The sequence below is a fragment of the Lysobacter antibioticus HS124 genome (genome assembly GCF_000336385.2).
GTDB lineage: Bacteria > Pseudomonadota > Gammaproteobacteria > Xanthomonadales > Xanthomonadaceae > Lysobacter > Lysobacter firmicutimachus.
The window spans coordinates 1-24,692 of the sequence record NZ_HG424468.1 but is presented as its reverse complement, the minus strand read 5'-3'; the positions used below and the strand labels follow the sequence as shown (position 1 = coordinate 24,692).

General features: G+C 68.7%; 20 protein-coding genes. 6 read left to right on the top strand and 14 right to left on the bottom strand.

Annotation, left to right across the window (positions count from 1 at the left end; all coding sequences use genetic code 11):
• Positions 1 to 1,060: HAD-IC family P-type ATPase (locus tag TX83_RS06560; RefSeq protein WP_141233398.1), on the top strand; the 1,060-nt coding region annotated here is incomplete at its 5' end.
• Here the strand turns inward: TX83_RS06560 and TX83_RS06555 are convergent.
• The 8 genes from TX83_RS06555 to TX83_RS06520 form a co-directional block, all read right to left on the bottom strand.
• Positions 1,057 to 2,151 (bottom strand): hypothetical protein, encoded by a 1,095-nt coding sequence (locus tag TX83_RS06555; RefSeq protein ID WP_186442539.1) that lies wholly within the window; start codon positions 2,149 to 2,151, stop codon positions 1,057 to 1,059. The two genes, TX83_RS06560 and TX83_RS06555, sit on opposite strands and share 4 nt — an antisense overlap.
• Before the next feature lie 32 nt (positions 2,152 to 2,183).
• Positions 2,184 to 4,670: a xylulose 5-phosphate 3-epimerase gene (locus TX83_RS06550; protein ID WP_079248084.1), complete on the bottom strand. Its 2,487-nt coding sequence runs from the start codon at positions 4,668 to 4,670 to the stop codon at positions 2,184 to 2,186.
• Positions 4,667 to 5,575, bottom strand: coding sequence for a ribose-phosphate diphosphokinase (locus TX83_RS06545; protein WP_064747136.1), 909 nt, complete (start codon positions 5,573 to 5,575; stop codon positions 4,667 to 4,669). The genes TX83_RS06550 and TX83_RS06545 overlap by 4 nt, the downstream gene beginning before the upstream one ends.
• A complete protein-coding gene (locus TX83_RS06540; RefSeq protein ID WP_261370045.1) occupies positions 5,572 to 7,059 on the bottom strand; it encodes a thymidine phosphorylase family protein in 1,488 nt (495 codons plus the stop codon). Before TX83_RS06540 ends, TX83_RS06545 begins: the two co-directional genes overlap by 4 nt.
• Positions 7,060 to 7,311: 252 nt before the next feature.
• Positions 7,312 to 8,085, bottom strand: coding sequence for an SDR family NAD(P)-dependent oxidoreductase (locus tag TX83_RS06535; RefSeq protein ID WP_064747134.1), 774 nt, complete (start codon positions 8,083 to 8,085; stop codon positions 7,312 to 7,314).
• 59 nt (positions 8,086 to 8,144) lie between these two features.
• Positions 8,145 to 8,594: a CBS domain-containing protein gene (locus TX83_RS06530; RefSeq protein ID WP_064747133.1), complete on the bottom strand. Its 450-nt coding sequence runs from the start codon at positions 8,592 to 8,594 to the stop codon at positions 8,145 to 8,147.
• A gap of 139 nt (positions 8,595 to 8,733) precedes the next feature.
• Positions 8,734 to 10,164: an MBL fold metallo-hydrolase RNA specificity domain-containing protein gene (locus TX83_RS06525; RefSeq protein ID WP_064747132.1), complete on the bottom strand. Its 1,431-nt coding sequence runs from the start codon at positions 10,162 to 10,164 to the stop codon at positions 8,734 to 8,736.
• A 476-nt stretch (positions 10,165 to 10,640) separates the two neighbouring features.
• A complete protein-coding gene (locus TX83_RS06520) occupies positions 10,641 to 10,952 on the bottom strand; it encodes a YegP family protein (protein WP_064747131.1) in 312 nt (103 codons plus the stop codon).
• 975 nt (positions 10,953 to 11,927) lie between these two features.
• On the opposite strand from TX83_RS06520, the gene TX83_RS22620 reads away from it, so the two are divergent.
• Positions 11,928 to 12,497, top strand: coding sequence for a hypothetical protein (locus TX83_RS22620; RefSeq protein WP_141233397.1), 570 nt, complete (start codon positions 11,928 to 11,930; stop codon positions 12,495 to 12,497).
• A gap of 138 nt (positions 12,498 to 12,635) precedes the next feature.
• On the opposite strand, the gene TX83_RS06510 is transcribed toward TX83_RS22620, so the two are convergent.
• Positions 12,636 to 14,762 (bottom strand): right-handed parallel beta-helix repeat-containing protein, encoded by a 2,127-nt coding sequence (locus TX83_RS06510; RefSeq protein ID WP_064747129.1) that lies wholly within the window; start codon positions 14,760 to 14,762, stop codon positions 12,636 to 12,638.
• Between the two features lie 597 nt (positions 14,763 to 15,359).
• Between TX83_RS06510 and ubiA the strand changes: the two genes are divergently transcribed.
• The 3 genes from ubiA (at position 15,360) to TX83_RS06495 (ending at position 18,415) form a co-directional block, all read left to right on the top strand.
• Entirely contained in the window at positions 15,360 to 16,265 is a 906-nt protein-coding gene (gene ubiA / locus TX83_RS06505; protein WP_064747128.1) for a 4-hydroxybenzoate octaprenyltransferase, read from the top strand.
• 87 nt (positions 16,266 to 16,352) lie between these two features.
• Positions 16,353 to 16,859 (top strand): Rid family hydrolase, encoded by a 507-nt coding sequence (locus tag TX83_RS06500; RefSeq protein WP_079248082.1) that lies wholly within the window; start codon positions 16,353 to 16,355, stop codon positions 16,857 to 16,859.
• Between the two features lie 113 nt (positions 16,860 to 16,972).
• Positions 16,973 to 18,415 carry a short-chain fatty acid transporter gene (locus TX83_RS06495; RefSeq protein WP_064747126.1) on the top strand — a complete coding sequence of 481 codons (1,443 nt, stop codon included), beginning with the start codon at positions 16,973 to 16,975 and terminating at the stop codon, positions 18,413 to 18,415.
• A gap of 1,094 nt (positions 18,416 to 19,509) precedes the next feature.
• On the opposite strand, the gene TX83_RS06490 is transcribed toward TX83_RS06495, so the two are convergent.
• The 5 genes from TX83_RS06490 to TX83_RS06470 all read right to left on the bottom strand — a co-directional run bounded on the left by TX83_RS06490 (position 19,510) and on the right by TX83_RS06470 (position 23,517).
• Entirely contained in the window at positions 19,510 to 20,157 is a 648-nt protein-coding gene (locus TX83_RS06490) for a hypothetical protein (protein WP_064747125.1), read from the bottom strand.
• Positions 20,154 to 20,801, bottom strand: coding sequence for a hypothetical protein (locus TX83_RS06485; protein ID WP_064747124.1), 648 nt, complete (start codon positions 20,799 to 20,801; stop codon positions 20,154 to 20,156). Before TX83_RS06485 ends, TX83_RS06490 begins: the two co-directional genes overlap by 4 nt.
• The gene (locus tag TX83_RS06480; protein WP_064747123.1) at positions 20,798 to 21,421 is read right to left on the bottom strand and encodes a hypothetical protein; all 624 of its coding nucleotides are present in this window, start codon (positions 21,419 to 21,421) and stop codon (positions 20,798 to 20,800) included. Before TX83_RS06480 ends, TX83_RS06485 begins: the two co-directional genes overlap by 4 nt.
• 77 nt (positions 21,422 to 21,498) lie before the next feature.
• Positions 21,499 to 23,148: an ATP-binding cassette domain-containing protein gene (locus TX83_RS06475; protein ID WP_075575033.1), complete on the bottom strand. Its 1,650-nt coding sequence runs from the start codon at positions 23,146 to 23,148 to the stop codon at positions 21,499 to 21,501.
• A 159-nt stretch (positions 23,149 to 23,307) separates the two neighbouring features.
• Entirely contained in the window at positions 23,308 to 23,517 is a 210-nt protein-coding gene (locus TX83_RS06470; protein ID WP_064747121.1) for a YdcH family protein, read from the bottom strand.
• A gap of 101 nt (positions 23,518 to 23,618) precedes the next feature.
• Here TX83_RS06470 and ttcA point away from each other — a divergent pair, with 101 nt between their 5' ends.
• Entirely contained in the window at positions 23,619 to 24,533 is a 915-nt protein-coding gene (ttcA, locus tag TX83_RS06465; protein ID WP_064747120.1) for a tRNA 2-thiocytidine(32) synthetase TtcA, read from the top strand.
• Positions 24,534 to 24,692 lie beyond the last annotated feature (159 nt).

The window sequence follows — 24,692 nt, the reverse complement described above, 5'->3', positions numbered from 1 at the left end:
CCGCGGCGGGGTGGCCGATGCCATCGGCCAGGCCCGCACCGCCGGCGTGCGGGTGATCATGCTGACCGGCGACCATGTGGCGACGGCGCGCGCCATCGCCGCTCAAGCCGGCATGGACCGATGCGACAGCGTCGCCCTCGGGGCCGACCTGGAGCGACTCGACGACGCTGCCGTGATGCGTTGCATCCAGGACACGGACGTTTTCGCGCGCGTCAAGCCCGAGCACAAACTCCGCCTGGTCGAGGCGCTGAAGCGCGCCGGAGAAGTCGTCGCCATGACCGGCGACGGAGTCAACGACGCGCCGGCGCTGATGGCGTCCCATGTCGGCGTGGCGATGGGCGGACGCGGAACCGACGTCGCCCGGGAAGCGGCGTCGATCGTGTTGCTCGACGACGACTTCGTGACGGTGGTGCGGGCCATCCGCCAGGGACGCGTCGTCTACGACAACATCGTCCGCGCGATCCGCTACATTCTGGCCGTCCATGTGCCCATCACCGGACTGGCGTTGCTGCCCTTGCTGTTCGGCGCGGCGCCGATGCTCATGCCCCTGCACGTGGTATTCCTCGAACTGATCATCGATCCGGCGTCCACGCTGGTGTTCGAGCGCGAACCCGCCGACCCCGGGGTCATGCGCAGACCGCCGCGCCCGCCATCGCAACGCTTGCTGGATATGCGCACATTGTTCGGCAGCCTGGGCGTAGGACTTGCGGTGTTCGCCGCCGTCGCCGCCGTCTACGTGCTGGGTCGCTCGGCGGCGCTGCCCACGTCGCAGCTCGCGGCGCTTTGTTTCACCGCATTGATCTCGGGCAATCTGGGCCTGGTCGCACTGAACTGCAGGCGTGGCGATCGCCGCTGGATCTGGCGCTCGAATCCGGCGTTCTGGACGATCGTCGCATGCGCGCTCGGTACGCTGGTTCTGATTACGCGCATCCCTTCCTTGGGCATATGGTTCCGCTTCTCGCCGCCGCCGGTGGCCGGGTCCTTGCTCGCGTTTCTGGCGCCGCTGGCGGGATTGGTCCTGATCGAGGCCGCAACCCGCGTCCTGCGGCGCCGGCGCTAGCCGGCTGCGGAGTGCGCCTGCCGGCATTCCCGAGCGATTTCCGCTGCTTCGTCCACATCGACGCGCCATACCCGCGCCCTGCTCGCGGAGGCTTCGATCCGCAGGCTGCCGCGCAAATTGGCGGCCTCGTCCAGTCCGATGCCGAGCCAAGCCAGATACGCCACGATCGCCGAACGAACCGGCGCGGAACGGGCGCCGATGCCGCCGGAGAACACCAGATGCTCGATGCCCCCCAGGCGCGTCGCCATCGCGGCGACGGCCTGCGCGATGCGCAGGGCGAATACGTCCAGCGCCAGGGCCGCGGACGGCGCGGCGGAGGCGAGCAGCCGGCGTACATCGCCTGTTTCCCCGGATATCCCGCGCAGGCCGGAACGGCGATACAACCCCTCCTGCAGACTGTCGACGGTCATGCCGTGGCGCAAGAGATACAACAGCGCGCCCGGATCCAGACTGCCGCTGCGGGTCGTCATCGGCACCCCGTCCAGCGGCGTGACGGCCATGGTGGTGTCCAGACTGTTTCCGGCACGGACCGCGCACAGACTGGCGCCGCCGCCCAAGTGGGCGAGAACGATCCGGCCGGCGCCGATTTCGCTATCGGCCCGGCTCAGTTCCCGCACCGCCGATGCGAATGCGAGGCCATGAAAGCCGTATCGTCTGACGCCCAAGGCGTGCCACTCCTGCGGTACCGGCAAACGCCGGGCGTTCTCGGGAAGGCCGCGGTGCCAGGCGGTGTCGTAAGCCGCGTATTGGCGCGTGTGCGGCCACCGCTGCGATACCGCGCGTACCAACGCCAGCGCCGGCGGCTGGTGCAGCGGCGCCAGAAGCGCAAGGTCCTGCAATCTCGCGAGTTCGGCCGCGTCGAGCGCGCGCGCTTGCACGGCGTCTCCGCCATGGACGAAGCGATGCCCCACCCAGGCCGGTCGGCCGGGAAACGCCAGCGCATCGATCGCCGATGAGAGCAGAGCGTCCGCGTCGTCGCCGGCCGCCAACCCAAGATCGATATGTCTCACCGGAACCGGACGGCGGTCCGGCTGCGGGTCGAACCCCGCGTACCACGCGGCCTTCAGCGTCGCCGAGCCCAGGTTGAGCACCAGGCAGGCTTCCGATGCGGACCGGACCGCATTCACCCGTCCTGGCTCCACAGCACGTCCGGCGTCGCCAGTCCGCGCGTCGCGGCGTATTCGGCCTGCGACAGCCATGTGGACGCCTTTCGCCCCGTCAGCCCGGCCGCGGCGGCCAAGACGTGCGCCCAAGTGCAGCGATTGGCGAACATCAGTCCGGGGGTGTCGAGCGTTCCGCCGCGGTTTCGATAGCCCAGCGCCGCGGTCAGCGCCGGCCCGTCGTCGAGCCGGCGCAGCGCCCCCAGGAACGGTTCCGGGCGCATATGGGTCAAGAACACGCGCGGCCGTCCGGGTGCGAACCAGTGCCGAACCGTCTCGTCGTCGTGAACATGCTCGAGTTCCTGTTCGTCGCGCGGCGTCCTGAACCGTCCGGGCTCCCCGAGATAGATCAGGTTCGCTCGCACGTCGTATGAGCGGAGCCGGCGCCAGGCTTTGACGATCTCGTCCAACTGATAGGCGCCGGTGGCCACAAGATCGATCTCGGCGTCGGGCACGCGCTTCAGCAGCAAGGCGCCTTCGCTGAGCAGCGACCGCGACTGGTCGCCGTCCAGCAGGACGGGCAACTCGCGTTTGGGCACGACCAGGCTCACGATGCCGCCGTGCCCGGCGTAGGCCGCCTGCAATGCCGCCTGGGCGGCGTTGGCGTCGGGCGGAAACACGACGCGCACGGTGTCCTGCATCTCGCCGAGCAGGACTTCCGACAAGGTCGGGTCTTGGTGCGATTGTTCGTTCTTCGCGTTTTCCCAGGTATGCGAGGTCATCGCCAGCGGCACCGACAACCACCCGGGCGGGCGCCCGGCCCTGCGCAATTGTCGTGCGAAGATCAGTTCCTGCCGTATCGCACCCAGCATTTTCACCGCGAATGCTTCGTAGGTGACGATCAAGTTGATGCCGCCCTTGTTGGCCAACGCCGCGCAGGCCACCGCTTCCTCGTTGAGCGCGGTGATGACGGCGCCGTCCTGAGCCTCGGCGATGCCGGCCTCGGGCGACTGAACGCGGTGCTTGAGCGCGTCGAGGGTGCGATCCAGGCGATTGCTGCGCAGCTCGTCGGGGTTGCCGACCCGGACCCGCAAGTGCGGGTTGGCTCGGACCACCGACACGAAGCACTCGTCGAGCGCGGCCATGGGCGAGACGCTCTCGCCGAGCGCGCGCCAGACGGGCGGCGGCAGTTCCGGAATCGGCACGCGACGCGTCGCCAGCGCGTGGTCGCGTTCGAGCGGACGTCCCTGCGAGCGATGATTGTTCAAGGCCACAGTCGCCTGCCGCAACTCCGCCTCGGGAACTCGCAGATGCGTGCAGGCCGCATTGAAGAGGCCCCTGGAGGCCTCGTCCTTGGCTGGATTTCCCGGCAAGGGCAGATTATGCGCACGGTTGCTGCCGGCGCCGGGGAAACCGAAACCCTTCGGCGCCTCGGCCATTCCATAGCGTATCGGCGCGCAGGTATCGAAGCCGGCGCTCGCGTAGGACGCGATCCGGGTGAGCTGCCGCAGTTCGATCTCGTGGATGCCCCAGGCGATGCTCGCCGGGTCGCGGCCGTCCAGCCCGACCGGCTCGAACCCGTTGAGGCGCAGGTGGGCGCGAAGCCAATGGCCGCCTCCTTGTTGCGCGATCTGGCTGCGCTGCTCGATGCGGCGGCCGTTCAAGATCATGATCGGAGCGATCAGCCCGCAGTCTTGCGGGCGCCACCATCGTGGCGCCCAGTCGCTGCCGCGTTGTTCCTCGAACGCGCCGTCGCTGAGAAAAGCTACGAGCCGCTCGCCGGGCAACGGGGCGTGAGCGTAGTGCAGTTCGGCGAAGCCCAGATAGCCGCCTTCCTGGAGGCTGCCGGCGGTGAAGGCATTGACGTGCGATCCCAGAGGCGACTGCGGATGCCCGTCCGGCCGGATTCGATACGAATAGAAGTCGCCGACGAAACGCGTGAGGCCGGCCTCGTCCCAGCGATAGCGCTCGGCGTGCTCGGCGCTCATGTTTCCGACGATCAGGTTGACCGCATCGATCGCCGCCACGCAATGCCCCTGGCCCATCATCCAGGCGCGGGTATGCCCGGTCAGCGCGTCGAGGGCCAGGTAGGCGACGTAAGCCGGCACCATGTTCAGCGATCCGCCGGTATGTCCCTCCGGACTGGGTTTGAAATCGGCGCCCGCCAGGTCCGAGCCGTCGAGCCTGACTCGAGCGGCATACGTCATGTGGACGACCAGCCAGATCGCGGCGCTGGCCAGCCGATCGGCCGCCGCGAGGATTCGATAGCCTGATTCGGCGTCGGCAAGCGTCCCTTCCGCCCGCAACGATTCGACCAGCGCGTGAATGCGGACCTGGGTCAGCGGATCATGGACGATGACGCCGTACCCGGCGGCCCAGGCGGCGAAGGCCGGGTCGTTGCGCCGATACGCCGCTGCGACGGCGGCGATCTGCCGACGTTGGGGCGGGGCCAGATCCGAGCTGGCGGCACAGGCCCTGAGTACGTCGTCCGGGGTTTCGTCGTAGGTCATGGCCCGATCTCGATGGACGTTGCGGCCAGGCGCGCGGCAACCGCCGCGGCGATCGGTTCGTCCAGCCGGATGGCGTTGCTGGAATGGGGAATGCTGTCGGTACTGACAACGAGGCCTGCGCCGGCCCGATACAGGGATTCGAACGCGTCGCCGACGAACAGCGGGTGGATCACCACGCAAATCGCCGGTTCGCACCTGCCGTGCAGATGTTCGAGCACCGCGCACATGGTTTTTCCCGTCGAGACGATGTCGTCGACCAGGACCGGAGTGCGGCCGCGCAGCCGCCGGACGTCGGGCAGGCTGACTTCGACGTCCGTGGGCCCATGCCGCACCTTGCGCAACAGCTCGTACGAAGCGCCCGCTGCGGATGCCATGCGCTCCACCCACTGCGCACTCTCTTCATCCGGGCCGATCAGCAGCGGCTGTTCGACATGATCGCGAATCCATCCGGCGATCGGCGCAGCCGCGGAAACGCAATCGGCCGGTATCCGGAACACGCGGCCCAGCGCCTTGATGCGGTGCAGATGCGGATCGACGGTGACCAGCCAGTCGACGCTCTCGTCGAGGAATCGCGCGAACGCCCTGGCGCTGACGGCTTCGCCGGGATGGAACCGGCGGTCCTGGCGCATGTAGGCGAGATAAGGGGCGACCAGGCCGACGCTGCGCGCGCCCAGCTCGCGGGCGGTATCCGCCGCGAACCGCAACGCAAGCGCTTTGTCGTCGGGCCGGTTGAGGCTGGCGACCAGTACCACGTCGGCGCCGTCCACCGACGGGTCGATCGCTATCAGCGATTCGGCGTCGGGGAAGCGGGTCCACCGCAGCGTACCGACCCGGGCGCCCAGCCGCGTGGCCAAGGCGGTCGCCAAGCGCCCGTCGTCCGCCAGCGGCAACAATACGGCGCTCATTCCGGGCCGCTCCGGATCGCGAGGATGTCCGCGTGGCCGGCGGCATAGTTCAGCGCATAGGCCAGTTCGCCTTCGGCCTCGGCATGGACCACGAACAACGGAGCTCCGGCGTCGATCGGGTCGCCTTCGCGCAGGGTGCAGACCACGCCAGCGGTCGGATCGTTCGGCGCGCCGGCCAATTTGGCGACCCTGGCCAGCAGGCGGTTGTTGATGCAGGCGACCCGCCCGGTCGTGGGGGATACGAAAGCCCTGGCGAAACGCGCCTTGCCCGGTTCGCGAAAGCCGCCTTGCGCTTCGCAGATGGCCATGAACTTCTCCAATGCGGCGCCAGAATCCAGAGCCACCGTCGCCGCTTCCCGACCTCGTCCGGGGCGCGATTCCGGCAACAGCTCCAACACCGCTCCGGCGATGTCCAGCGCCCGCTCGCGCAAATCGCGCGGCGCGTCGGGCGCGCAGCGCAGCACCGCCAATACGTCCCGGGCTTCGAGCGCGGGGCCGATGCCCCAGCCCACCGGTTGCCGACCGTCCGACAGGTGGATGCCGACCCGCAACCCCATCGCTTCGCCCACCAGCGTGAGTCGGCGGGCGATCGCATCGGCCGCGGCCGGCGTGCGGATCTTGGCCGTCGCGCCGACCGGGATGTCGATCAACACATGAGTCGAGCCGGCCGCCGCTTTCTTGGACAAGATGCTCGCGACCATCTGTCCGCCGCTGTCGATGTCGAGCGGGCGTTCGACCTGGATGAACATGTCGTCGGCCGGGCTCAGGCGTATCCGTCCGCCCGACGCCAAGCAACCGCCCTCCCGCTCCACCACTCGGCGCAGTTCGCCCAGGTTGAGGTCCACCGCGGTCATCGTCGCCATCACATCGGCCGTGCCCGCCGGCGAGGTGATCGCGCGCGAGGATGTCTTGGGAATGCGATATCCCAACGCCGCAACGATGGAGACGATGATCGGCGTAGTCCGGTTGCCGGGCAGGCCGCCGACGCAGTGCTTGTCCAGCACCGGGCCGGCGCCCCAATCCAGCCGGTCGCCCGCCGCGACCATCGCCCGGGTCAGGGCGATGCATTCGTCCAGGTCCATGCGGTCGCCGGCGCAAGCGGTCACGAAGGCCGCCAACTCGATGTCCGACAGGCGCGCCGCCAGCACGTCCCGCAATACGGCGGCGAAGTCTTGCTCGCCCAGGCGCGCGCCGTAGACCTTGGCCCGCAACAGACTGCAGGATTCCGCCGGATCGGCGTGCGCGAACTCGGCCAGAGCGCCGGGTTCGGGGCGCAAAGCCTGCCACGCGGCTTCGGACAGGGCGGCTTCGTGCGCGCTGAGCCAATCGCCGGTGACGACATTCAACACCGCTACCGTGTCGCGGCCGCCGCTGCCGATCCTGACCCGGGTCAGGGCGGCGAATCCCTCGGCTCGGCAAACCGGGCAATCCCTGTGCAGGTACAGCACCGGCTGCCGGTAGGTGTCGATGCCCGCCCTGCGCACGGGCAGTCGGACCGGCGCCTCCCACGGCGAAGCGGCAACGGGACGAGGGTCGATCGCGTGCATGAGGGCGCCGAGCGATGTTTTCGTCGAACCTACCCGCTTCGCGATCGCCGCTCTTGATCCTGATCAACAACGGCGGTCGCGGATCGGCCCGGCGAAGGCGGAGCCTAACGCGAGCCGCGTTCGAAGGGGGCGGGCTGAACGGCGGGTCTCCCCGCGCCCGTCGACTCCCTGCATTGCGCCGACAGGCCCTTACCGCGCCGTGTAGCCTCCATCGATCACCAGGCTCGCCCCGGTAACGAACTTGGACTCCTCCGAGGCCAGATAGACCACGGCCCAGGCGATGTCGTCCGTGTCGCCGACATGCCCCAGAGGGTGAAGCCGCCCGAGCTGCTCGCGGGCCTGATCCAGGTCGTCCACGCCATTGGCGCGCAGATGGTTCACTACCATGGGCGTCCAGATATAGCCGGGATGCACGCTGTTGACTCGAATCCGATTCGGCGCGTAGAGCAACGCGTCCGTTCGGCTCATCAGCGTGACCGCACCCTTCGACGCGTGATAGGGCGGGACGTCCGGGGCGCCGACCAAGCCGTAGATGGAAGACAGGTTGACGATGCTGCCCCGGCCGGCGCGCAGCATATGGGGAATCGCGTGCTTAGTGCACAGGAACACGCCTTTCACGTTCACTGCCTGGACTTGGTCCCATTCTTCCTGGGTAATTTCGTGGGTCGGTTTGTTCACCCCCGATATGCCGGCATTGTTGATCAGCACATCGAGGCCGCCGAAGGTCTCGCCGACCGAGGCCATCGCATCCCGAACCGATCCCTCGTCGGTCACGTCGACGTGCCAGTAACGAACCTGGACTCCGCGGAATCGCAGCTCTTCCATCAGCGTATGCCCGGGCTGATCCACGACATCGAACAACGCGACGTTCGCCCCCTCTTCGGCCAGGCGCCTGGCGCACGCGCACCCGATTCCCAGGCTGGCTCCGGTGACGATGCAGACTTTGCCTTTGACGCGATTCATGTCCGCTCCTGAAATTCGCGGCGAGATTGCGCCGCTCTGCGCGACGCCCCGCCAATCGGTCATTCGAACGACTCGAGTTCGTGAACGCGCTCTCTCAACGTCATCTGACCCAGATCGCGCATTTGCGCCGACAAGGCCGCGTAAACGTCGTCGGCGGTGATGAGTCCGATCGGACGGCCGGCGCCGCCGAGAACCGGCAGGCGGCGAACGCCGCTGGAGCGCATGATGTTGACAGCCTCCGCGATATCCTGGTCGTCGCGACAGATGACGACGTCCCGGGTCATCGCATCGGCGACCGAAACCGCCTCGGCAGATGCCCCCATCGCCATCACCTTCAGCACCAGATCCCGGTCGGTCACCACCCCAAGCAAGACCGGTTCGCCGGCGAGCTCGTCGGCGACCAGCAAGGTAGCGACGTGGGCGTCTCGCATGATTTCGGCGGCTTCGCGGGCGGTCGTGCTGGGCCCGATTACATGTATTGCCTGTCGGCATATGTCACGCACTCGCATAGCAAATCTCCCGATCGCCGCTACCGAGCCAAAGGACGCGGCCGATTCGGCCTGGATGCGCCAGCGCGACGACGACCCGGCACACCTTCGGCGCACGGCGCCATGGCGCGATACCGTTGTTTGCGCTCCATCGGCGTGCCTAATCGATCGCGAGCGTAGTGACCGGCTCGGCCTGGGGCGAATTCAGGTCGACCGAAGCGCCGAATTCGGGGACGAAAGCCCTCCAGCCCAGCTCGCGTTCGATGCGTATCCGCAGCCGATCGGCTGCCTGGGGCTCGCCGTGGGTGACGAACACACCGCGAGGCGCGGCCTTCATCGTAGCGAGCCAAGCGACGATTTCCGAGGCGTCGGCATGCGCCGAGGCCGATTCGAGTTGAAGCACCTGTGCCCTGACCGCTACCTCCTGCCCGTAAATACGCACGTACTTGGCCCCTTCGGCCAGCAGAGCGCCACGCGTGCCGCCGGCCTGATATCCGCACAGCACGATTGCATTGTTGGGGTCCGGCGCGAATGCGATCAGATGATGCAGCACGCGCCCGCCCGTCGCCATTCCGCTCGCCGATACGATGACCATCGGCCCTTTGCGGCGGTTGAGCTCTTTCGACTCCTCCGGACTGTTCACGATATGCGTGTTCCTGCGCATACGGTCCAAGTCCGCGGCGTTGAGCCGAAGATGCTGCGGATACTGTGCGTACAACGCAGTGGCGTCGGTGGCCATCGGGCTGTTCAAGTACACCGGAGCGGGCGGCAAATCGCCGGCGTCCTGCAATTCGGCAAGCGTGTGAAGCAGCGACTGGGCGCGCCCCACCGTAAATGCCGGAATCACGGCGACGCCCCCGCGTTGCAGCACCGGGAGCAGGGCCGTACGAAGCTCCTGACGCAAGTCCACGGCCGGATGCTCGCGGTCTCCGTAAGTCGATTCGGTGACCACCCAGTCGGTGCGATCCAGCGGCTGTGGAGCGTTCATCACAGCGTCGCAGGGGCGGCCGATGTCGCCGCTGAAAGTGATTCGTACGCCGCGATACTCCAAGCTCACCGCCGCCGCCCCCAGGATGTGGCCTTGACTCCTGAAGCTGGCTTTCAGTCCAGCGGCCGGCTCGAAAGGGTGTTCGAACTCGACGGTTCGCATCAGGCGCAAACAGGCGAGCGCGGCCGCCTCGTCGTAAAGCGGTACCGCCGGACGGTGCTTGGTGGTCTGTTTGCGATTGGCGTAGCTCGCCTCTTCCGCCAATAAACGGGCCGAGTCCGGCAGCAGTATGCCGCACAAGCGCCGAGTGGCTGGCGTACACCAGATCGCGCCCTTGAACCCCTCATTCACCAAGCGCGGGAGATAGCCGCTGTGATCCAGGTGCGCATGTGTCAGGACAACGGAGTCGATCGAAGCGGGCTCTACCGGCAAGCGTGCCCAGTTCCTGAGCCTGAGCGCTTTGTAGCCTTGAAAAAGGCCACAGTCGACCAAAATGCGCTGCTGGCCGGCGTCGATGAGATAGCGGGACCCGGTCACCGTTTGTGTCGCGCCCAGAAATGTCAGGCGGAAACGGGCGTCGGGTGGGTTGGAGGTCGCTTCCATAGGGATTCTTCCCAGGCGGCTGAGGCACCAGCGATTCCGGAGGCCGACCGGATACCGCGGGCCTTTTGAATGCCACCACCACTTAGCTCGTTCCCGTTGGGGGCGGGCTTGATCCAGATCAAGCTTATTGCACGCGGCGGCGCCGAGCGACATCGACGCGTAGACGCGATGCGGACGAATTTCAGCGGATGTCGGGATTCGCCGTACAGATTTTGTTGACGGCAGACGGCCGCAATGACGTCGCGAAGGAACTCAAGCTATGACGCCTTCAGAGCTGGGAAGGCGGCCTATCTTGGCAGGCGTAGGTCGCGCGCGTCGTCGTTGCCATGCCGGTGCGATCGCTTATCGGACGAATCGACGAAGATGGGCCGGCGATCATGCCCCTGTGCCGGCCGCGCTTGTTCCAGGCCGCACTGCACCGCACGCGCCGCGATGCACCACGAGACAGAACAGCGCTCCGGCCGGCGATCGGACCGTCAAGTCAGATCTTCGATCCTTACCGAAGGGCCGTTGTACTTGACGAAGGCGATGCCGTCCTCGCGTTCGGATTCGTTCGAGTACATCTGGCTGGTGCCGATCTTCGGCCCGTTGACCGCTTTCAGGTTGAACATCGGACTGCCGTCGCTGGCCAGCTTGCGCTCATAGCGGCCGTCGAGCGTGCAGTTCTTCCGGACCGATTCGATCCCTCCCAAGGCGCTGCTCTTGGTGTTGTACGACTCGCTCGAAAGAACGATTTCGCCATTGCCGGCTTTGAGTACGAACCGGAAATGAGAGCCGGATGCGCTCAGAACATATCGATGGTGCCATCGGGTGTTCCTTGGAGAGTTTTAGTCCAGCGTGCGCGCCGAAATCCGGGGCGGCCGCCAAGTGCGGGGCGGTCGGGTGATGCTCACATGGTGCGGTGACTACAGACAAATCACGTGCGTTTAAATTGCTTAAGAAGCTGGTAGCGGTTGCCGGGACGGCGTTTCTTGCCATTTTTGCTGCATATGCAACGTGAAATCGATGTTTCGACAAGAATTCGCGTGCCGATAAGCACACTGTCTTGCTCCGGTCATGACAGTGCTTGCGTCGTGACGATTCGGCTGGCGATTCGCACTGGGCCGCGCCGGACAAGACGAGAAATCGCGATTCGGCGATCGCAATGTCGGCTGGGCGATGTCTTGCGATTCCATCGGCTGCCGATACCTGCGAATGCGAACACGCCGGAATTCGGCGGCCTACTGCTTCCCCGCCCGGTCCGGACATGCGCGGGAGCCGCCCGGACGGCCGACATGAGCCGATGCCCGCCACCGGCGATGAGCCGTCGCATTGAACGACCTTGCGCTATGCGCCCGCAATCGGTCATCGCTGTTGGCTGCCATCGCGATCGCTGCGATCCGGTGTCGCCGTTCGCCCGGCCATTGCCATCGGTTCCATCGGACCACTCGCGACCCGCCCGCCAATGGCAACGTTCGACCGCGGACCCTGTGATCGCGATGGGTTCGAGGGCGCTCGGATGCGCGTAGTCGCCGTAAGCGGCGCCCGTTGAATGCTTTCTTCGGAACGCCAGAAAATTGGCGATGCCATGGCGCGCGCGAGCGGGGCGCCGATAGGCGAGCGCCGGTTTCGGGGCGGTAGCCGCTGCGGCAGGGCGTTTGCGCCGCGTATGTGGGTTCCGGGGCGGGCGACGGTGGCGGTGTCCGTTCGCTATGCTGGCCGGAAGCCGGCTGACATAGGCCGGGCCTGGGGGCGCGACTGAGCCGTCTGGAGCCGGGGACTGAATGGATCGACGCGGATTCGTCCTGGACGCGTTGTTGTTGGGAGCCGGGCTGCCGTTCTTCGCCCGCGCCGCTTTTTCCAAGTGCCCGCTTTGCGCGGGCGCGGTCGTTTCCGCCTCCGACCTGGCCGACGACTTGAGCCGGCCCAGCCGGAATCTGGACCTCTGGAGCCGGGCGGCGGATTGCCTGGCGATTGCCGATGAAGGCGGCCCGGTCTGTACCCGTTGCTGGTACGTCTTCAGGAGCGGGAACTGGAGCCGTTCATCGGAGCGGGCGGACGATTTCCATGTGCCGTTGGGCGCCGCTGTCGCGACGTTTCCGGTGCCCGAGCGGCATCGCGGCGACGGCCGCTTGATCTATCGGCAAATACTGCTGGGGGCCGACGGCAAGGGCGGGGCGGTCGAAGAGATCGCATTCTGGGCACGCGGGTCGGCTCGCTATCGGGCGGCCATCCGACGGCACGCCGAAGTGCATGGGATGCGCCTGGAGATCGAAGCGCATCCGCGCGAGCCGGGCCAGATCTATATCGTCGCCGAGTTCGATCCGCGTCCGCAGCGGACGGCCGCCGACTAGCCCGGTGCGCGGTGGGCGCCTGCGTCGGCGCCGGGAGCTGCGAGGGCGTTGTTGCGTTCCGGAGCGGCCGCCTGTCGGCGACCGCCCGGCCGCGCCGGGACCGCGGACCAGGCGCGCGCGATCCCGGGTGCGTGTTGCTTAGCGCGGCGCGTCCTGCAGCACGATGTCGTCGAGGTAGAAGCCGGCGTTGTGATTGGCCGCTCCGCCCGAGCCCACCAGCATCACCCACACGCTTGCCGTCTGCGCAGGCGGCTGCACGTCGGCGACGACCTGGGTCCAGTCGTCGCCGGCGGCACCCAACGATACGTCGCTGAACGACGTGTCCTCGTTGCCGGTTGCCGGCGTACCGTCTTCCTTGAGCCAGCGCAGGCGCACGCGCGCGTTGGCCGGCAGCGACGGCGTGCCGGCGACGTGCTTGGTCCAGAAGCTCAGCCGCTTGGCGCTGCTGTCGGACAGGTATCCGGGGTGATTGGCGACGGTCACGCCCCAGTAGCTGTCCTCAAGGGTCACCTGCAGGCTGTGCGCGCCGCTGTGGCCGCCTGCGGCGTGGGCGACGCGGCTGCCGTACCACGCGGCCCACAGGCCGACCGAACCTTCCAGGGTCGCGGTCGCCGGGTCGAGCACGTTGAAGGCCGAGCCGTCGGTGGTGCTGCCCGCGTCCTGCAAATAGGGCGCGGCGCGCCAGGCGTTGAAGCTCATCGTTTCGCCGTAACGCTTGGCGAAACGCCATGGGCCGTAGTAGTGGTTGTTGGCGAAGCGATTGTTGTTGTTGAACATCACGTCGTTCTGCACCTGCTGCACCGTGTACGGCGACCAGCTGAGATTGTTCACGCCGGTCGCGTACAACGCATGCGCGCCGCAGAAGCCGGAGCTGCCGCACGGCACCGTCGCCGGATCGAAGTAGAACTCGTTGCCGGTCACTTCGATGTTCTTGGCGTGCCAGCGGCAGTCGCGCTGCAGAGTCGGGTCGCCGTTGATCTGGGTGTAGCAAGGATGCAGGTGGCTGACCGGGTCGGGGTACTGGGTCGGGTTCTTCGGGTCGGGACGCACGATCAGCGCCGGATGGACGAAGGGCGTGCAGTAGACCTGGCTGGTGTTGCCGTTGGAGTTGCAGAAGCGGTTGGAGCTTTCGTAGATCGACACGCCGGAGAAATTGTTCTCGAAGTAGTTGTCGTGGATGCGCAGAAGATCCGAGCCGCTGATGTCCTTGGGCAAGCGGCTGTCGCCGCCGGATTCGGACAGATAGATCGCGGGCGCGGGCGCGCCGCGGTCGCTGTTGCCCGACACCCAGCCGTTGTTGATGAGCGTGTTGGCGCGGATGGTGGCGTTGTAGCTGATCTCGTACCAGATGCCGACGCCGTCGTTGTCGCGGATGTAGTTGTTCTCGAACAGGAAGTCGATGTTGTTGGTGTCGGCCCACAGGCCGGTGCCGCGGTTGTCGTGGACGTGGTTGCCGACGATCTTGGCCCCGCGCACGTCCCAGAACTTGCCGCCGCCGGTGCAGCCGCACTTGGTGCTGGCTTCCCAGTCGTCGACGTTGTTGCCGGCGATCTCGTTGTAGCTCAACTCGATGTCGACGATGGCCGAGCGGCCCGGCACCGGTTGTTCGGGCGTCGGCGGGCCGTCGCTCTGCAGCGGCCGCTTGTACATGCTGAAGCCGTATTGGCCGTTGTCCTTCAGGCAGTTGAAACGGACCTTGTTGTGGCTGCCCAGGAACACGCCGGCGCCGCGGTTGTTGGCGATGGTGTTGTACTCGATGGTCCAATGATCGCCGGCGTCGTGGTTGACCACGCCCTGGTCGAAGTTGCCGTAATCTTCGGCCGGGTCGCTGCTGTAGCGGCCGAAGTTGCGGATGCTCAGGTAGCGCACCGCGACGTTCTGCGCCGTGCTGGTGAAGGCGTAATGATTGCGGTTCTGGCCGTCGATGATCGCGCCGGGACCGCCCAGGTAGGTGTTGCCGTCCTGGGCGATGATCTGGCTGTACTTGTCCGTGCCGAGGGTGTGCACGCCCGGCTCGAACCAGAACGTTACGCCGGCGCGGCGGAAATCGAAGCCGCTGTTGTCGCCGGCCGGAACCACGATGGCGCCCGGCGGCGGGGTGGCCGGGCCGCTCGGCATGACGCCGGCCTGGCAGTAGTTCGCCGGCGGTTCGCTCGGCCACATCAGGCCGGCATGGGCCTGGCCTTCGCTGCCGATGCGCGGCTGCGCCGCCAGGGCCGGGCCGGTCACCAGACCGCTTAACAACACGACCGGCAGCATGCGCATTGCGCGCCCGGACCGGGACGCTGAATTACGAGAGTCGATAGCCACTGCGAATATCCTGGAGGGTGACGGTGAATGCGGTCGGCGGCGATTGCACGCGAGGCGACCGCCCCGAATCCGGCTGCCACGGCCGGCGGACGGCATCCGCGAACGAGTCGCCCGGTCCGTTGGCGTACCGGACCCCGCGTTGATGCCATGCGCCGTCATGCCTCCGTAGTGGCCGCTGTCATGACATATGCAAGCTGTGATGCGCTCGCGATAAACGCCGGCCTCCGCGCGCGTCGGCGTCTTGCTGGGGCATGCGCAGCGAAGGCGGCCTGTGCGCGGCATGACGACGCGGTTGGCGTCGCCGTTGCTTGCGGTGGCCGCCGCATCGCCGGGCGGCGGTCGTTGCGTTCATCGTCGACTGCGCACCCGCGAGCAGCTTCGGCGTCGTTGCCGACGCCGCTGGCCGGCGCGGCGCTCGCCGACGGACTCGGCGCCAGCGTTCAGCGCCTCGGCCGCCGCACGCGAGCGCCGCCGCTTGCCGGGCCTGGTCGGATCCGCTCGTCCGGCCCGGCTCCGACGGCCCGTCCCGCCGCGCGCGCTACTCTATGCGCCATGGACCATGCCCCCTCCCATCCCCCGGTGCCGGACTGGCGCCGCCGCCTGTCCCTGTATTGGAAGCTGACCCGCGGCGACCGGCCGATCGGCTGGCTGCTGCTGTTGTGGCCGACCTGGTGGGGGCTGTGGATCGCCGCCGAGGGCGTGCCGCCGCTGTGGACCTGGTTCGTGTTCAGCGCCGGCGTTTGGCTGACCCGGGCCGCGGGCTGCGTGATCAACGACTACGCCGACCGCTGGCTGGACCCGCATGTGGAGCGGACCAAGCACCGGCCGCTGGCCACCGGCGAGCTGCGCGGGCGCGAGGCATTGGCGGTGTTCGCGGTGCTGATGCTGGTCGCGTTCGGCTTGGTGCTGACCCTGAACCGGTTGACCGTGCTGATGAGCTTCGTCGGCGTGGTGCTGGCGGCCAGCTATCCCTATCTCAAGCGCTACACCCATCTGCCCCAGGTCTACCTGGGCATGGCCTTCGGCTGGGGCATCCCGATGGCGTTCGCGGCGGTGCGCGGCGAGGTGCCGGCGGTGGGCTGGCTGCTGTACGTGGCCAATATCCTGTGGTCGACCGCCTACGACACCTGGTATGCGATGGTCGACCGCGAGGACGACCTGAAGATGGGTTCGAAGTCGACCGCGATCCTGTTCGGCGAGCTGGACTTGGTCGCCAACGGCGTGCTGTACGCGCTGATGGTGACCGCTTTGCTCTTGGTCGGCCAGCGCGTGGACTTGGGCCCCTGGTATTTCGGCGGCCTGGCGGTGGCGGCGGCGCTGATCGCCTACGAGTTCGTCATCGCCCGCAAGCGCGAGCGCGAGCCCTGCTTCCGCGCCTTCCTGCACAACCACTGGGTCGGGCTGACGATCTTCGCCGGGTTGGCGCTGGATTACGCCCTGCGCGCGCCGGCGGCCTGAACGCGGCGGCGAAACCGCAACCGCGGGCAACGACGGCGGCGGCGCGGCGCGCTGCAATGGCGGCTGGTTCGGTAGCCGGAGTCGCTCATGCGTTGGTGCCCCGCGGTAGTGCTGTGCCTGGCCGGCGCTTGCGCCGGTTCCGTTCGCGCCGATGAGGCGGGTCCCGCGCGGGTGCATCTGGCGCCGCCGGGCTGGGAGTCCTCGTATCACGAACTGCATTACTCGCCGGTGGTGCGGATCGGCGACCGGGTGATCGTGTCCGGCATCCCGGCCGTGGAGGGCGCGGACGACGAGGCCAAGGCGCGCTGGGCGTTCGCCGAGCTGGAGCGGCACCTGCGCAGCGCCGGTGCCGGGCTGGAGGACGTGATCGAGCTGCAGAGCTTCCACGTCGCCGCCGACCACGCCGAGTTCCGGCGCCGGATCGCGCCGGTGTTGAAGGTGCATCGCGAGTTCTTCCAGCGCCACTACCCGGCCTGGACCGCGGTCGCGACCGGCGCGCTGTACTCCAAGGACGCGAGCATGGAGTTGCGCGCGGAGGCGGTGGTCGGCTCGGGACGAAGGGCGCGGGCGGAGGTTGCGCCGCCGGTGGAGTGAGCGGGGGCAGAGGCATTGGCTTCTGTTCTTGCGCCGCAGCTTGCGACTAAAGTCCAGGTGGCCCGCCCACCCCTCGCTCGGACAATGCCCGGGCCCGTCGCAGGAATCCCGCCATGCCCGCTGCCGACACCGCCGTCCACGACGGTCTGCTCGCTCGCTTCGCCCTGCGCAGCGCCGCCTGGGCCGAGCGCTGGTTTCCCGATGCCTATGTGTTCGCCGCGCTGGGCGTGGCCATCGTCGCGGTCGCGGCGATGGCCTTCGGCGCCACGCCGGCGGCGACCGCGACCGCGTTCGGCGACGGGTTCTGGAGCCTGATTCCTTTCACCATGCAGATGGCCTTCGTGGTCATCGGCGGCTACGTGGTCGCGACCGCGCCGGCGGTGGCGCGGGTCATCGATGCGCTGGCGCGACTGCCGCGCAGCGGTCGCGGCGCGGTCTGCTACGTCGGCCTGGTGAGCATGCTGACCTCGCTGTTGAGCTGGGGTTTTTCGCTGGTGTTCGGCGGCCTGCTGGTGCGCGCATTGGCCCGGCGCGAGGACCTGGACATGGACTATCGCGCCGCCGGCGCGGCGGCTTACTTGGGCCTGGGTGCGGTGTGGGCGATGGGCTTGAGTTCGTCGGCGGCGCAACTGCAGGCCAACCCGGCCAGCATGCCGCCCGGCTTGCTGGCGATCACCGGGGTGATCCCTTTCAGCGAAACCATCTTCCTGTGGCAATCGATCGCCCTGACTGCGGCGCTGATCGCGGTGTCCCTGGCGGTCTGCTACATCACCGCGCCGCGCGGCGCCTCAGTCCGGCGCGCGCGCGATTTCGACGGCGCCGACCGCTTGGCCGAAGACGAGCGCAATGCCGCCGTGCTGCCGCCGCGCACGCGCCCCGGCGAATGGCTGGAATACAGCCCGCTGGTGACGGTCCTGCTGGCGGCGATGAGCCTGGGCTGGCTGGCCTACGAGTTCTCGGCCAAGCCCTGGGTCAGCGCGATCGCCAACCTCAACACCTACAACTTTCTGTTTCTGACCCTCGGCCTGCTGCTGCACTGGCGGCCGCGCAGCTTTCTCAACGCGGTCGCGCGCGCGGTGCCGAGCACGACCGGCGTGCTGATCCAGTTCCCGCTGTACGGCGGCATCGCCAGCCTGCTGACCGCGGCCAAGAGCGCCGACGGACAGACGCTCGCGCACCACCTGTCCAGCGTGTTCGTGCAGATCGCGACCGCCGACACCTTCACCCTGGTGATGGGCGCGTACTCGGCGGTGCTGGGCTTCTTCGTGCCCTCCGGGGGCGGCAAATGGATCATCGAGGCCCCTTACGTGATGCAGGCCGCGAACGATCTGCAGGTGCACCTGGGTTGGGCGGTGCAGGTCTACAACGCCGCCGAAGCGCTGCCGAACTTGATCAATCCGTTCTGGATGCTGCCCCTGCTCGGCGTGCTGGGGCTGAAGGCGCGCGACATCGTCGGCTTCACTTTCATCCAGTTGCTGGTGCACATCCCGCTGGTGCTCGGCTTGCTGTGGCTGCTCGGCCTGACGCTGAGCTACCACCCGCCCGTCATGCCCTGAGACGCGGCCGTTGCCTGTTCCGGCAGGAGCGGCGCACGCCGCGCCCACGGGACGTGCAGAAAGGCCCGCGCCGACAGCCCTCAGCGAGTAGCGAGGCCTTGGCCCATCGCGACCGCGGGCGCCGCCCGAGTCCGTCCCCGCCGAACGCGCATGGATAAAACCGCCGGCTGCCGCCGAAGCCTCGTTCCGGCGCGAACCGCACCGACCCCGTCGCCCATGTCTATAGGGCAATTCCTACCCCCGCTCGCGCCGATGCCCGACTGCGCCGGCCCGGCCTTCGCGCGATCCTGTGTCCGTGGAGAGCATCGCGAAGGAACGCCGCCGATGCCGCGCCGGAAACGGATGTCCGGCCTTCTCCACCACCCGCGCGATGCAGCGGGCTCGACGATGCGGATCCCCCGTCCGCACTCTCAGCCTCTGCGACGCCCGGGCGAGACAATAGCGGCACGGCAGGAAAGGACTCCGGCGTCGGATCGGGGTCGGGCCAGCGGAACGCATCGCACCTCGTCGCGACGCATCCGCGGCCCGATCCCGGTCCGGCGGGAGCGGCGAAGGATCGCCGACCGACAACCCCCGCCCGATTCGATCAGGCGCGCAGGACGCGCCGAGCAGGGAGCGGCCGCCAAGGAGAGGCGGACGATCGGAATCGGGGTCGCGCCAGGACGGCGCGCGTGGCGGAAAGGACTCCGCCATCGGGCCGGGTGCGCGCCGGAATCGCGCCCGTAGCATCGATGCAAGGAATATCGCCATCCCCCGCCTCGCAGCGATGCGCTCCCAGGAGCCGCATCAGCGACAAGGGGAGGAGCGGCGCAAGCCGCGACCTCCAAGCGTGCAGAGAACGCCGCCGCATCGCCGCTCCCAGGAGCCGCGTCGGCTGCCGGGGGTAGGAGCGGCGCAAGCGGCGACCATGTCGCGCCGATTTCGCGCCGTAGCGACCGCGCCGCCTGCACGGTCCGAACCTTCGGCGTCCGGGCCGCGTCCGCCGCGATCCGCGGGTCCCTCGCCGCTGGGCGCAGCATCGATCGGCAGCGCAGCTGGCGTCGGTTCTGCGCCGGCCCGCCGTGGCCTACGCCGCTTCTGCTTGGTCTTCGCGGTTACAACGCGAAACTCAGATACCGCCCCTGCGCGGTCGGCGAGGTCGGGAACTCGATGCGCAAGGTCAGTCCGTCCAGCCGCTCCTTGCGCGGCAGCAGATAGGCATGGCGGAAGGCGAACGGGCGGCCGGGCAGGGCGCTGATCGGCTTGAAGTCGGCGCCGTAGCCGGTGCCGCAGGTATCGGGCAGCTTGTCGCCGCCCAGGCGCGGCAGTCCGGCGGGATTGGCCTCCCACTGGCGACCGCTCGCATCGGCGATGCGGCCCTTGCAGCGGTCGAGGTCTTTGGCGACCGTGCCGGAGTCGGCGATCACCTCGAAGGTCGCCAGCAATACGCCGGCGTCCTTGCGCAGCGGGCCGCGCAAGCGCGGATCGCGCGGGGCCAGCGCCTGGGCGTCGACCAGGCGCCAGCGCGCGCCTTCGAAGGCGACCCATTGTCCGCGCGCGGCGACGATGGCCTGCTCGGGGTGGCGTTGCCGATACGACTGCAGCGCCTCGCGGTAGGGCACGATCATGGCCCAGGCGCCGAGCACGGCGGTGCCGAGCAGCCAGAAGGCGTTACGCCGCCACCAGCCGGCCGGCGTAGGCGCCGTGCCGGCCGCTGGCGCGTCCGTGGCCGCGGCGGTTTCGTTCGTCGTCGCAGAGTTCATGGGCGCAGATCCAGTACCGGCTTGGCTTCGGCCATCAGCTTGCGGGCCTGCGCCGCGTCGATGCCGAGATCGACGTCGACCAGGCTGTCGCCGCCGTGCGGCAGCAGGCTGCCCCAAAAGAACTGCAGGTGCGCGCCTTGCAGCCGGTCGGGCGGCACTTCGAAGAACCAGGCGCCCTCCTCCGGCAGACCCGGCGCCAGCGCGCGGTCGCGCAGGTTGATCCCGTCGAGCTTGGGCCGGTCGCGGCTGGAGGCGACATAGACCAGGCCGTCGCGGGTGCGCAGTTGCGCGGTGACATAGCCCGGCTGCTGCAACGCTTCGGCCTGGCCGACCACCGACAGCCACACGCCCGGGGTGCGCAGCAGATGGTCCTCTGGCCGCGCGTAGTCGCCCTTGAGCAGATAGGCGCGGGCGACCTTGAAGCGTTTGACCTCGACCGCGAAATTGCGGCCCTGCGCGCGTACCGGCGCCGTCGCCGGCGCGCGCTGCAGCAGCGGCGCGTCGCGTTGTTCGTAGTCGGACTCGCCCTTGCGCAGGGCGACCACCGCCGCCAGCGCCAGTGCGATCCACAGCGCGTCACGCCAGCGCCAGCGCGGCAGCCGCCGGCGCGCCGCCGCGGCGTTCGCCGTCGCCGGCGCGCTCACGGCGCCACCGCCCGGTCGCGCAGATCCTGCACCGCGATGCGGTATTTCGCCGCCGGCTTGCCCTGGACCCAGGCGCCCTCGTCGTTGAGATACGCCTTGGCCTTGTAGTCGCGCGCGAACACGCCCCAGGTTTCCTGCGGCGAATAGGCATAGCCGCGCGGCAGCGCCCAGACCAGGTCGACGCGCTGTTTCAGGCGCGGGTGCAGGTCGGCGGCGATGCTGTGGTCGTCGGCCATCAACAAGGTCTCGGCGGGAATCGGTTCGCGTTGCTTCGACAGCAGGATCAGATCCTGTTGCGGATAGCCGAAGCCGTTGATGCTGCGCCCGGTGCGGTTCTCGATCTCGACCTGCAGCACCAGGTACTGCTTGTCCGGACTGAACGGGTCGACCCGGCCGCCGGGCTTGTAGCGCGCGACCCAGGCGCGCAGCGGCTTCACCGCCAGAGCGCCGCCCTGGTAACGATGGCCGGCCTTGTATTCGGGCAGCGGCTTGCTCTTGCTCTTGGCCTCGCCGAAGCCGCCCAGCGCAGCGGTCGCGGCGATCGCGACCAGGACCACGGCGGCCGCGCCCTGCCACCAGGGGTTGCGCGCCGCGCCGATCAATTCGTCCTTGTTCGCCATAAGTCTGCCCGCTGCGAGTCGCGGCACCCTAGCACAGCGCGCCCGCGATCCCGGTCACCGATTTCGCATTCTCTCGATCAGGGGCGCGACGATGCCGCAATCGTTTCGAGCTGCGCACTGACATCTGTCAGATGAATGCAATGGCTCAGGCGCAGGGCGTCGAGCAGGCCGCGATCGTGGCTGGCGACGACGAAGGCGCCGGGCCAGGCGTCCAGCAGTCCGATCAGGGCCTCGCGGCTGTCAAAGTCCAGATGATCGCTGGGTTCGTCGAGCAACAGCAACGGCGTCGGCGGAGTGCGATAGGCCGCGCCGGCCAGCGCGGCGCGCATGCGCTCGCCGGCCGAGAGCGTGGCCATCGGCTGCCGCGCGCGATCGCCGGGCAGGCCGAGCAGGGCCAGGCGGGTGGCCAGCGCGGCACGCGCTTCGGCATCGGCGTCGCCGCCGCCGATCCAGGCCAGTACGCCCGTGTCGGTCGGCAACAGGCGCAGGTCTTGATCCAACCACAGTGCCGGCACCGCCGCACGGGCCTGGCCGGCCGCAAGCGGGCCGAGTCCGGCCAGCGCGCGCAACAGCGTGGTCTTGCCGCTGCCGTTGCGTCCGCTCAGGCCGATCCGCACCGGACCGTCCAGCACCGCGCTCAGCGACTGCCGCGGCTGGGCCCGGCAGGGATGCGCGGCGGCGAATTCGAGCGTGCGGCGCCCGGCCGGCTGGCGCGCCGCGGTGCCGAGGAACACCGGCGCGGCGGCGGTGTCGACTCGCGCATGGGCCTCGCTTACGGCGCTGCCGCGCTGGTCCAGGCGTTCGCGCAGTGCGGCGCGGCGACTTCCCAGATGACGCTCGGCCGCGTTCTGGCTGAAGTCGAGCAGCAGCTTGGACTGATTGGCCTGTGCGCCGGCGCGCCGGCCGCGTGCCGCGCGCCGGTCCAGCGCCTCGCGCTGGCGCACTTGATCGCGGCGTTCGCGACGCAGCGCCAGGCGCGCGGCGTCCAACGCGTCGAGCCCGGCACGGCGTCGGCGTTGGCGCTGATCGAGGTAGCGGCTCAGGCCGCCGCGGTGCTCGATCGCGCCCTCGGGGGCGAGCTCGAGGATGCGTTCGGCGTCGTTCAACCAGGCCGGATCGTGGCTGACCGCGAGCACCGCCGCAGAGCCGCCGATGTAGCGCTGGAACCAATACGCCGAGGCATCGGCATCCAGATGCCGGCTGGGCTCGTCGAGCAGGACGACGGCGGCATCGGCGAGCCAGGCGCCGAGCAGGCGCAGCTGCTGGCGTTGGCCGCCGGACAGGCGGCGTGGGTCGTGTTGCAACGACAAGCCGCTCAGGCCGATTTCGTCCAGGGACCGGGCCAGACGCTCGCGCAGATCCCAGCGGTCGGCCAGCTGGACCAGGTCTTCGCCGCTGCCGAGGCCGGCGGCGAGCCGGTCCAGGGCGGCCAGCGCCGGCGCGACGCCGAGCAAGCCGGCGACGCTGCCGGCCGAAGCCTCGCCGGTTTCGGTGGGCAAATGGACGAGCGGGCCGCAGCGTTCGATCCGGCCCTGGGCCGGCGCGGCGATGCCGGCCAGCGCGGCCAGCAGGGTCGATTTGCCCGCGCCGTTGCGGCCGACCAGGGCGGTGTAGCCACGGCGCAGGCTCAGGTCGAGGTTCTGAAATAGGATGCGGCCGTCGTCGAGGACGGCGGACAGGCCGAAGGCCTGCAATCGGACCGGGTCCGAGGCGGGAAGGGCGGGCATGGAGGCTCCGGCGATGCGACGGGCAGGGCAACGGCGCGCGGGCGCGCGGCGGTTGCGAAGGCGGCGTATCGGTTCAGAGCTCCATGACACTCCACTCGGTGGGCTGCGCGGGATTGTAGCGGCTCGCGCCCGCGGGCGCTGAACGTCGGCTGGCGCGGCTCAGGCCGGCTGGTCGGGAATCAGCGCGCTTTCCAGCCGGGCGATGCAGTCCTTCAGCCACAGCTTGCGTTTCTTCAAGCGCTTGACCGTCAGCTCGTCGGCCTGCGGGTCCAGGCTCAGGCGTTCGATGGCCGCGTCGAGGTCGCGATGTTCCAGACGCAGCTCGGCCAGCTGGCGGGCGATCTCGGCGGCATCGGTGCTGGCGGTCATATGCCCCAGCTTAACGCGCCGCCCGAGCGGGCGTCATCGCCTGCGGCGCGGCGACCGGTGCGGGGGCGTTCACCGCCCCTTGGCGTAGAATCGTCGGCCTCATGAACACCGTCCTGCCCCTGGCCGAACCCATCCGCCGCGCCCGCCCCGGCGCCGCCCCCGCCGCCGACGGCGAACGCCTGGCCACTCGCCTGCGCCATCAGGTCGGCCGCGCCATCGCCGATTTCGGCATGATCGAAGACGGCGACAAGGTCATGGTCTGCCTGTCCGGCGGCAAGGACAGCTACACCCTGCTCGACCTCCTGCTGCAGCTGCAGAAGAAAGCGCCGGTGAAGTTCGAGCTGGTCGCGGTCAACCTCGACCAGAAGCAGCCCGGCTTCCCCGAGCACGTGCTGCCGCAGTACCTGGAATCGATCGGGGTGGCCTACAAGATCCTCGAGCAGGACACCTACTCGGTGGTGACCCGGGTGGTGCCGGAAGGCAAGACCATGTGCTCGCTGTGTTCGCGGCTGCGGCGCGGCGCGCTGTACACCTACGCCGAGGAGCAGGGCTTCACCAAGATCGCGCTCGGCCACCACCGCGACGACCTGGTCGCGACCTTCTTCCTCAACCTGTTCTTCCACGCCAAGCTCAGCGGCATGCCGCCCAAGCTGCTGTCCGACGACGGCAAGCATGTGGTGATCCGGCCGCTGGCCTACGTGCGCGAGGACGACATCGTCGATTACGCGGCGATCAAGCAATTCCCGATCATCCCCTGCAACCTGTGCGGCTCGCAGGAAAACCTGCAGCGCAAGCAGGTCAAGCGGATGATGGACGCTTGGGAACGCGAGACGCCCGGCCGCATCGAGACGATCTCGCGCGCGCTCGGCGACATCCGGCCGTCGCAGCTCAGCGATCCGAAGCTGTTCGATTTCCTCGGCCTGGGCAAGGCCGGCGCGCCGCTCGCCCCGGCGCCGGTGTGGCTGGACGATACGCCCGACGAAACGCCCGGCAAGATGGCGCCCGCCGCCGTGTAACCGGCTGCCGCGTCTTTCGTACGCCGGCGCGCCCGCGCCGGCCCGCTTCGGTTGGGCGCTGTCCGCCGCCGAATTCCCATCCCGAATCCCCCATCCCGGTCCCGCATGTTCTTTCGCAACCTGACGTTCTTCCGCTTTCCCACCAGCCACGACTTCAGC